Genomic DNA, 9,204 nt, shown 5'->3' with positions numbered 1-9,204 from the left:
CCGCCGCGCCCTGGCCCGCGAGCAGCGCGGCCTGCGCCAGCGGGGCCGCGTGCTGCTCCGGCGCTTTGCCCGCCACCACCAGAAGCGGCGCGAAACCCTGCTGCACCGCCGCTACCAGCTCCAGCTGGCCGCCGAGCGCCAGCTGCACCGCGCCGAGCGGCGGCTGCTTCAATCCCAGTTAGCAGGGCACGATGGGCAATGAACAGTTGCCGGAATCTCGCTGCTCATGGTTAATTGCTCAGTGCTCAATAGCAATGGTTCATTGCTCATTATTATTAATTGTTAATTGAAAAACATGACTTACCGCGAAGCCATTGAGGAGCTGGAAACCATCCTGCGGGCGCTGGAAACCGATGCCGTGGATGTGGACGACCTCACCACCCGCGTCGAACGCTCGGCCGAGCTGATTCGGCTGTGCCGCCACAAGCTGCGCCACGCCGAGGCGTCGCTCGACCGGGTTTTTGATACGCTGGACGAAGAAGAGGACGACGACCCGGACGAAGCGCCCGAGGAGGAAGCAGATGACGACCCCGACGCGCACGACCACCTGCCGGGTGGGCCCGGCCGGGGGTGGTAAGTATTTTTGAACGGAAATATCGTTTTCTGTATAGGCGGCCTATATTTGGCCCCTACATCCAATACGAACTTCTTTTTCTTCAATTGTTTTCAATACCTTACGCTTATGCCATTTAATGGTACCGAAGGAAGCCCGATACCGTTGGGTACGGCGGGAGAATGGACCCGCAAATACCAGGACAAGCATCCGGGCGAAGTCAGAGCCTACTTTGCCGGCCGCGAAATTCTGGAACAGCTTCTCGCCCAACCGGGCTGCATGGGCATCCGCATCTATTACGGCCTCAACGGAGCCACGCCCACTCTGGTGCTGGTGGGGGCCGACCAGGAGGAAAACGACCAGCTCGGCGATGGCTTCATCGTGGCCGATGAGCTGAAAGGCTGCCCCGACTGCTGTAGCCAGCCCAACGAGCTCAATAGCTAACCAACTCTCTACCAACCCCCAATAGCCATGCCGGTCGAGATGCAGCTCAAGCTCATGAAATGGCTTGAAACATTTATGCAGGTGAGCATTTTGGCACCCATGCTTGTCACCTGGTGGCGGGGGCGCAGCTTCGCGCCCCCCGTTCGGCTGGTCAGCAAATACGTGTACTTATCAGCGGCCTCGGTCATCATCGGCAAGCTCGCGGCCCACTATCTGCACAATAACCTGCTGATACTGGTAGGGTTCAACATGGGGAAGATGCTGCTGTTCGCGGCCGTCTACAAGCAGGTATTGCTGCCGGGCCGTGCGCATACGCTGCTGCGCTGGAGCGTAGCGCTGGTGCTTTGCATTGCGGCCGGGCTGCTGCTGTATGACTGGAAAGTGGCATCCAATGCGGCGCGCATCATGCAAATCACCGTTTTGGCGGGCTATGCGCTGGTTTACCTCGACCAGACGCTGCACCCAGCCAACAAGCTTTTTAATACCTACAACCCGATTTGGCTGCTGAGTGTCGCGAATCTGCTCTATGCCGCTTTCGCGGCCACAGCAGCCAATATCGGCATCTTCTCACCGGACTCGGCCTACTATTTCGCGTTTATCTGCCTTGCCAGTCTCAACTTCAATGGTTTTCTGACATTGGCGCTGCTCCGGGCCCAGCCCGACAATGCCGAGCTGCCGGATGCTTCTTCCACTGCTGCCACTACCCTTGCGACTGCCTGACTGGCGGGCCGTATCCGGTGAATGTTCCGGCTACTGCCTATTTTAACTTCCTGCTGCTCTTTTTTCTCATCCGGCCGCGCCAGCAGCGCAGCCGAATGAGCATTTTTCCGCTTCTTTGCGCTACCTGCCCGCCAGGGGCATTCATGTGAACACCCTTCTTCCCTTGCTACTCCTCACTCCGACATTGCTCCTGCTTGTGCTTGGGCTGGTGTGGTTTGTGGTACGCTACCAGCGGGTGCAGCTGCGGCAGCAGCAGGAAGTAGCCCACCTCCAGGAAGCCGCCCAGCAGCAGGCCCTGGCCGCCGCGCTGGTGGCCCAGGAAGACGAGCGCCAGCGCATTGCCGGCGAGCTGCACGACGGCGTGGGCACCATTCTGGCCCTGGCCAAGCTGCACCTCTATGCCCCCGGCAGCTCGCCCTCACCCGAGGCCAGCGCCCTCATCGACCAGGCCGTGGCCGAGGTGCGGCGCATCTCGCGCAACCTGCAGCCCGCCACCCTGCAGCAGCTGGGCCTCACGCAGGCGCTGCGGGCGCTGGTGCAGGCCGTGCCCGCCGACAGCGGCCCCGAGGTACACTTGGAGCAGGAAGGCACGCTCGGCCGTCTTATTCCGCCGCACGAGCTGATGGTGTACCGCATTGCGCAGGAGCTGCTCACCAACGGGCTGATTCATGCCCAGGCGCGGCACATTGTGCTGCGCGTGGCCGCGGTCCCGGGCCTGCTCAGCCTGGTTTATTCCGATGACGGCCAGGGCTTTGACGTGGCCACGCTGGAAGAGATGCCGCCGCCCGGCCCCCACGGCCAGCCCGTGGGCATGGGCCTCATCAACCTGCGCAGCCGCGTGGCCGTGCTCGGCGGCCAGCTCAATTATCATTCAGAACCCGGCGGGGGCACCCGCGTCGAGGCGACGCTGCCCGTGACGCTGCTGCCCGCCGGCACGCCTCCCCCAGCCTTTTCGCTTAACTCATGACTCCTCCTCTCTCTCCCACTGGCGGCAATGCTCCGTCCGTTCGTCTGGCTATTGTCGACGACCACATTTTGTTCCGAAAGGGCCTGCGCGCCCTCCTCAGCGGCTACGCCGGCATTGAGGTGGTGTGCGAGGCCGGCAACGGCCAGGAGCTGCTTGAGCTCCTCGACCAGGGCATCAGCCCCAACGTGATATTGATGGACATGCAGATGCCCATCCTCGACGGCCTGCAAACCACGCGCCTGCTGCGCACGCAGTTTCCCAACGTGCGCGTGGTCATCATCTCCATGCACGACGACCCCTCGCTGGTGAGCACCGTGCTGGCCGAAGGCGCGCACAGCTACCTCGTTAAAAACACCTCGCCCGAAGAAATGCGCAGCGCCGTGCTGGCCGCCGCCGCCGCGGGGGCCCGCTAGCAATAAGTCTGTCATCCTGAACAAAGCGAAGGACCTTATCACGTTCGAACAGTTAGTTCTGGCGTGATAAGGTCCTTCGCTTTGTTCAGGATGACAGGTTTCCTATTGCCCCGTTCAATCCGCCTTATAACGTGGCCGACAGGCCCACGGTGAACGTGCGGCCCCGGTTGAAGAAGGCCTGCAGCAGGTCGAGGCTGGCGGAGTTGGAGTTGGAGCGGTTCGATACGTCGGTGAAGTAGAACTCGTTGAGCACGTTCAGGATAGAGCCCTTGATGCCGAAGCGCACCTTGTTGTTGAGGGCCGGCTTGAAGTCGTAGCCCAGGTGCAGGTCGAGGTTGCGCGAGGTGGGCAGGCGGTAGGAGTCGCTGCTGGTGGTGGGGTCGAGGATGGTTTCGGGGTTGAAGTCGGCGTAGTACTTGGTGAACAGCAGGAACGAGGGCCGGATGAACGCCCCCCGGAACGGCTCGTAGCGCAGGCCCACCTGAAACTGGTTCTGGGCAGCGTCGCCCACGTGCACCCCGTTGAGGTACACGGGCTGGTCGAGCAGGCCGGTGGGCGTTCCGTCTTCCTTGGTCTGGTTCAGCAGGCCCTGGCCGGTCCAGCGCCAGTCGCCGAGCGAGATGGCGGCGTTCAGTTGCAGGCTGCGGCTGATTTCCTGCGCCACGCTCATTTCCACGCCCATGTGGCGGGCATTCACGTTGCGCACGTTGCTGTAGATGGCCTCGCCGGTCGCCGTCGAAACCGAGGTGGTGGTTTTGTTGGCCCACAGCGTGTAGTAGGCGTTGATGTTGACCTTCAGGCTGGGGTAGCTGATGCCGTAGCCGATTTCGGCGCTGGTGATGCCTTCGGGCTTTACGTTGTCGTATTTGCGGCCGGCGTTGGTGTAGAGCAGGTTAAAGAACGGCACCTTGCTGTTGTAGCCCACGTTCACAAACAGGTTGTCGTGCTCGGTGAGGTTGTAGTTGGCCCCGGCCTTCACGCTGTAGCCCGTGAAGCGGGTCCAGTCGGTGGCCACGGCGCTGCCATCGGCCTGGCGCAGCTGGAAGTAGTCGATGCGCTTGTACGCCACCTGCGACAGTGTGCCGCTGATAACGGCCGAGAGCAGCGGGGTCTTGTATTCGAGCTGCGAGTAACCGCCAATCCAACGGGTTTTGCCGTCGTAGTTATAGCCGATTTTGTCGCCCACCCCCAGGCGGGTGGTAGCCGGCGTGTTCTTATCGCCGATGGGCGCAGCGTAATCGGCCCCGAGCAGGTCGCGGATTTCACGGTAGTGCAGACCCGTATAGTCGCGGCCGTCCACGCCGGCCGAAAGGGTCAGCTTGTCGTTCAGCAGGTAGTCGCCGCCCACCACGAAACCATACCAGCGGTGGCTGTTCACGCTGTTGATGAGGAACTGCGTGGCCTTGCGCGTGGGGTTGCTGGGGCTGTTGTAGTTGTCGTCGTAGATTTTCTGAAAATCCGTCTGGCCGGTTACGTTGTTGGTCGAGATGGTGGTGGAGTTGCCGCTGGTGAGGCCGCTGGTGCCGCCACCGGTGCCATACGATGCATACAACACCGTGGAGATGTAGAGCTTATCGTTCACATGCCACAGGTCGTTGAAGTTGATTTGGGGCTTGTGGTAGTAGTTGGTGCGCTCGTTGAGCACTTCGCGGCCCCGGCTCACCTTGTTGTTGGTGCCCACAATCTGGTAGCGGTCGATGTAGCCCCAGTACGGGTTGTAGTCGAAGCCTTTGTTGCCGTTCACCTGGAGCTTGGCCCCGATTTCGCGGGCTTTCTCATCCGAATACACGCCCACCAGCAGCGGGAACGCGCGCTGGCCGTGGCTCTGGGGCGAGCCCAGGCCGGTGAGCGACAGGTTGTGCCGGCCGGCCTGCTTGCTCACGGTGCCGAAGTACGTCCAGGCATCGTCAAACGCCTTCTGCACCCAGCCATCGGAGGTGCGGCGCGAGCCGTAGGCCGTGAAGGCCCAGCCGCCCTTCAGCTCGCCCGAGCTGAGCATGAGCGAGTATTTCTGGTAGTTGTTGGAGCCGCCCTCTACGCGGGCCAGCACCGATTTCCTGGCATCGGCGCCCTTGGTGAGCACGTTGATGGTGCCGCCCACCGAGGGCACGGCAATCTTCGAGGCCGACAGGCCGCGCTGCACCTGCAGGGATTTCGTCACGTCGCCCAGGTCCCAGTTGGACCAGTACACCGAGCCGTTTTCCATGTCGTTCACGGGCACGCCGTTCACCATCACGGCCACGTTGCGCTGGTCGAAGCCGCGCACGTTGATGCGCGAGTCGCCGGTGCCGCCGCCGCTCTGGGTGGCGTACACGCCGGGCGTTTCGTTGAGAATCATCGGCAGGTCGCGGTTCGAGAGGGTTTCGCGCAGCTTCACCTCGTTCACGGCCGAGAAGGCCACGGGCGTGAGGCGCTCCTGGGCCTGGGCGGCCACCACGGTCACTTCGTCGAGGCTGGCATTATCGGCATCGAGCTGGAACGTGGCCACCGCGTTTTGGGTGGTGATTTTCACCGTCTGGGTCAGCGGCTTGTAGCCGATGAAGCTGGCCTGCACCGTGTAGGTGCCGGCGGGCAGGTTGGCAATTTTGTAGCTGCCGTCGCTGTCGGCGCCGCCGCCGGTGTTCTGGCCGTTGCCGGTTACCTGCACCGTAGCGCCGGGCAGGGTTTCGCCGGATACTTTATCAAGTACGCGCCCACGGATGGAAAACGTGTTCTGGGCCAGGGCCGGCAGGGTAAGCAGGACCGCAAAAAAGACAGTAACAAAGTGCTTCATACCAATGAAAAATCACCCGGCACGCTCCGGGGACTACAAATATACTGCACAGCGGGGGCCGGCTATAAAGAGTCGCACGTAATGAATTGATGAAGAATGCCGGAAAAGCCGGGCACTCCCCTGAAAGAAACTGCCTCCAGTACCTTTGGGGAATGAATCGAGGCTTCTTTTTTTACCTGGCCGGCATCCTGCTCTCCCTCCTTGCCGGCCCCGTTTGCGGGCAGGTCTATTACGTTGACCTGGCCGCGCAGCCCCTGAATCTTCCGGCCCCGGCCTTCGCCATCGAGCAGGTGCTGGATGGCCGCCCCAACCGCGCCGGCATCGGCACGGTGCATCGCGGGCTCAACAACATTCCGCAGGTGGCCGGCCTGCGCCCCACCGTAGCCGCAGCCCTCACCACGTACCTGCAAGCGCAGCTGCCGGCCGGCGCGGCCGATACGCCGCGCCTGGTGCTGGTGGTGCGGCAGCTCCACTTAGCCGAAGAAATAACCGCGCTCTACGAAAAAGCCACCCTGGAGCTGGCCTTCGATGCCTACGTGCACCTGTCCGACGGCTACCACTACGCGCTGAGCGCCAGCGATTTTATTGAAGGCAAAGGCATGGAAACGACCTCCCGCCACTCGCCCAACCTCGCCCTTGCGCTCCGGCATTGCCTTGCGCAGTGCCAGGGCATCAGCTGGGCCAAAGCCGCCGAGCAGCCCGCCCGCCCCCTGGCTTACCTCGAGCAGGTGGGCCGGCTGGCAGCGGGCAACCCGGCTTATCCGATTCTGACTGATTCGGTGCGGCAGAAGGGCTACTTCCCTACCTTCCTGGCATTTCGCAACAACCAGCCCGAGGTCCGGCACGAGCTGCTGGTCGAAACCGTGCCCCGCAAAGCCAAGGGCTGGGAAGGCACCACGGAGGCGAAGCCCTATTTTGCCACGGCCAGCGGTGGCAAGGACTACCTGCGCAGCGCGTGGGGCTTTTCCGATGGCCAGCAGCTCTACATTTTCCATCACCGCCACTTCGTGCCCCTGGAAAAGAAGAACGGCACGTTTGGCTTCGTTGGCTTTTCGGGGGCCGACCCGGGGGCCGTGAGTACCGGGGCCCTGGTGGGCGGCGCTGTTGGCGGGGCCATTGCCGCCGGCGCTACCAACGACCAGCCCACGCCCTACACCCTGAACATGGTAACCGGCGGCATCTCGCTGTTCGACGACCCCGGCCTGGCCGCGACTCCCGACACGGCCATGCTCTGCATCTACCGGCGGGCCGGCACGGCCGGAGGCCCCCTTCAGGTACTGCTGAACGATAAGCCGGTGGGCGAGCTCGGCGACAACCAGTTCCTGACCATTCCCTGGACCGATAAGCTGCACGAGCCCCGCATCTGCCTGGCCGGGGCACCGGGACCGTGCCTGGGCTTTCTCCCCGCGTTTGGCAAAACCAACTACGTGCGAATCGGCCGCAACCCGACGGACCCCGCCACGGCCCCGCTGGAGCAGGTAACCGCCAAGGGCGGTGATTTTGAAATCCGTCAGCTCAAGGCCCGGGCCAAAAGCCGGAGCAAGTAGCCGGCAGGCCGGGCCACGCGCCCCGGCGCGCCGCTAGGCCAGCTCCACACCCGGGTCCCAGAACAGCTTGGCAAAATCCACCGCCCGGCCTTCTTCTACCCGCACGCCTTCGGCTTCGAGGGCTTCCTGCATGGCAGTGGGCGTGGCGTAGTGCAGGCGGCCGGTGAGGTGGCCCAGGCGGTTGAGCACGCGGTGGGCCGGCACGTACTGCCCGGCGGTGTGGGCGGCCAGCATGGCGTAGCCCACGGTGCGGGCCCCGTGCCGGGCACCGAGGTAGTGGGCAATGGCCCCGTAGGTGGTCACGCGGCCGCGTGGCACGAGGCGCACCACCTCGTGCACGTCCTGGAAAAAATTGCGGGGCTCGGGCGCGATGGGGGCAGCAGGCTTCATCGGGACGAAAATAGTCTTGGTCAGGGTGATGCCGTTCTACGTCTATTTATTGCCAGATGCGCAACCTTTCGAGCGAAATTTGCACTATGTACGTTCGATTTACCCGAAGCAACTGCCTCTGCTAGCGGTTATTGCCGTATATAAGAAACTGCGAAATTCCGCCGCTTCCTTTCTCTAATATCTTGGAAAACCAAACTTTTGCCCCTCCCCAAAATCGGGAGAACATTGCTGTCGCGCCTTCCGCCCCTGCTACGCCTACGCCGCCCAAACGCAAGCGCAGTTGGCTGGGCTGGCTAATTGCCGCCATCATCATCGGCGGCATGGCCTGGGCCAAGGTGAAGTATTTTCCCAGCCCGGCCGCCGGCGAAAAAGGCGGCGGCAAGGGTGGCGCGGGCGGTGGCAAGGGCGGCAAAGGCGGCCCCGGCGGCGCGGGCAGCAAAGTGCCGGTGCAGGTGTACGTGGTGGCTGCCACCAGGCTTTCCGACGAAGTGGCTTCTACCGGCTCGGTGCTGGCCGATGAGGCGGTGACCATCCAGAGCGAGATTTCGGGCAAAATCACCAGCCTCAATATTCAGGAGGGCCAGCCGGTGCGCAAGGGCCAGCTGCTGTTCACCATCAACGCGGCCGACGTGCAGGCCCAGTTGCAGAAGCAGGAATACAACATCAAGCTCTACCGCGACCAGGAAGCGCGCCAGCGCACGCTGCTGGCCAAGGAGTACATCAGCCGCCAGGAATACGAGCAGTCCCAGAACGCCCTGCTCACGGCCCAGGCCGACCTCGCCGCGCTACGCGTGACCCTGCAAAAGGCCTACGTGCGGGCGCCGTTCGACGGCATTCTGGGCCTGCGCAACACGTCGGTGGGCGCGTATGTGTCGCCGGGTACGGCCATCACCACGCTCTCGCGGGTGAAGCCGGTGAAAATCGACTTCAACGTGCCCAGCCGCTTCGCGCAATCCGTGCGCGTGGGCGACCCGGTGCTGGTGACCGACGAGGCCACGACCCAGAAAATCGAGGCCAAAGTGTACGCCATCAATCCGCAGATTGACCCCGTGTCGCGCACCCTCCCGGTGCGGGCCGTGTACGCCAACAAGAACCTGGAGCTGCGCCCCGGCGGCTTCGTGAAGGTGAACCTGGAGCTGGGCGAAACCGCCGAGGCCCTGCAAATCCCGACCGAAGCCGTGGTGCCGGTGGCCAGCGGCTACACGGTGTTTGTGGTGAGAAAGGGCAAGGCCGCCGTGCAAACCGTCAACATCGGCGTGCGCTCGGACAAGGTGATTCAGATTACCAAAGGCCTGGCCGTGGGCGACTCGGTTATCCGCACCGGCATTCTGCAGGTGAAGGAAGGCGACCGGGTTTCAGTTCAGTAGGAACGCGCCATGGCGCGTTCGGCGGTCGTA

General features: G+C 63.0%; 10 protein-coding genes. 8 read left to right on the top strand and 2 right to left on the bottom strand.

Annotated elements, in window-relative coordinates; all coding sequences use genetic code 11:
• The 6 genes from ACYVHT_RS10795 to ACYVHT_RS10770 form a co-directional block, all read left to right on the top strand.
• The coding region (locus tag ACYVHT_RS10795) for a hypothetical protein (protein WP_460551066.1) at positions 1–202 on the top strand (202 nt) is incomplete at its 5' end.
• Between the two features lie 93 nt (positions 203–295).
• Positions 296–577, top strand: coding sequence for an exodeoxyribonuclease VII small subunit (xseB, locus tag ACYVHT_RS10790; RefSeq protein WP_460551063.1), 282 nt, complete (start codon positions 296–298; stop codon positions 575–577).
• 105 nt (positions 578–682) lie between these two features.
• Positions 683–997 carry a hypothetical protein gene (locus tag ACYVHT_RS10785; protein WP_460551060.1) on the top strand — a complete coding sequence of 105 codons (315 nt, stop codon included), beginning with the start codon at positions 683–685 and terminating at the stop codon, positions 995–997.
• Positions 998–1,024: 27 nt separating this feature from the next.
• Positions 1,025–1,717, top strand: coding sequence for a hypothetical protein (locus ACYVHT_RS10780; protein WP_460551057.1), 693 nt, complete (start codon positions 1,025–1,027; stop codon positions 1,715–1,717).
• A 184-nt stretch (positions 1,718–1,901) separates the two neighbouring features.
• Complete coding sequence (locus tag ACYVHT_RS10775) at positions 1,902–2,684, top strand: sensor histidine kinase (protein WP_460551054.1); 783 nt, start codon at positions 1,902–1,904, stop codon at positions 2,682–2,684.
• Positions 2,681–3,097, top strand: coding sequence for a response regulator (locus ACYVHT_RS10770; protein ID WP_460551051.1), 417 nt, complete (start codon positions 2,681–2,683; stop codon positions 3,095–3,097). Before ACYVHT_RS10775 ends, ACYVHT_RS10770 begins: the two co-directional genes overlap by 4 nt.
• 124 nt (positions 3,098–3,221) lie before the next feature.
• On the opposite strand, the gene ACYVHT_RS10765 is transcribed toward ACYVHT_RS10770, so the two are convergent.
• Positions 3,222–5,870 (bottom strand): TonB-dependent receptor, encoded by a 2,649-nt coding sequence (locus ACYVHT_RS10765; RefSeq protein ID WP_460551048.1) that lies wholly within the window; start codon positions 5,868–5,870, stop codon positions 3,222–3,224.
• A 152-nt stretch (positions 5,871–6,022) separates the two neighbouring features.
• On the opposite strand from ACYVHT_RS10765, the gene ACYVHT_RS10760 reads away from it, so the two are divergent.
• On the top strand, positions 6,023–7,417 hold the full coding sequence (locus tag ACYVHT_RS10760) for a hypothetical protein (RefSeq protein WP_460551045.1): 1,395 nt from the start codon (positions 6,023–6,025) through the stop codon (positions 7,415–7,417).
• A gap of 33 nt (positions 7,418–7,450) precedes the next feature.
• Here ACYVHT_RS10760 and ACYVHT_RS10755 read toward each other — a convergent pair whose 3' ends face one another.
• On the bottom strand, positions 7,451–7,807 hold the full coding sequence (locus tag ACYVHT_RS10755) for an MGMT family protein (protein WP_460551043.1): 357 nt from the start codon (positions 7,805–7,807) through the stop codon (positions 7,451–7,453).
• A 182-nt stretch (positions 7,808–7,989) separates the two neighbouring features.
• On the opposite strand from ACYVHT_RS10755, the gene ACYVHT_RS10750 reads away from it, so the two are divergent.
• Positions 7,990–9,174 (top strand): efflux RND transporter periplasmic adaptor subunit, encoded by a 1,185-nt coding sequence (locus tag ACYVHT_RS10750; protein WP_460551040.1) that lies wholly within the window; start codon positions 7,990–7,992, stop codon positions 9,172–9,174.
• The last annotated feature ends 30 nt before the right edge of the window (positions 9,175–9,204 follow it).

It is taken from the genome of Hymenobacter daeguensis, from assembly GCF_054780555.1.
This window is presented reverse-complemented; position numbering and strand designations above follow the sequence as displayed.